The 255-nt window shown below is 42.7% G+C and carries 1 pseudogene; it reads right to left on the bottom strand.

Features of this window, described 5'->3' with window-relative positions:
- A pseudogene (locus tag V6252_RS12925) lies at positions 1-255 on the bottom strand (F0F1 ATP synthase subunit gamma); the annotation flags it as partial.

The raw sequence follows: 255 nt of genomic DNA, 5'->3' as shown, positions 1-255 counted from the left end.
AGCACCGCGAACGATTTCCGAGATTTCTCGGGTTATCGCCGCTTGACGCAGCTTGTTATAAACCATCTGTAAATCGTTTATAAGGTCACGAGCATTATCTGTTGCCGCTTTCATCGCATCCATACGTGAAGACTGCTCAGAGGCAATGTTTTCCAGTACCGCTTGATAAACAATCGACTCAATATAGAGACCAAGCAATTCATCAATTAACGTCTTGATGTCAGGCTAGTAGATATAATCCAAGCTAAGTTCTGT

Origin of the sequence: Psychrobacter proteolyticus, from assembly GCF_038155145.1 — a bacterium.
GTDB classification, from domain to species: Bacteria; Pseudomonadota; Gammaproteobacteria; order Pseudomonadales; family Moraxellaceae; genus Psychrobacter; species Psychrobacter proteolyticus_B.
The sequence above is the reverse complement of the archived record's forward strand: the minus strand, read 5'-3'. Positions and strand labels throughout refer to the sequence as shown.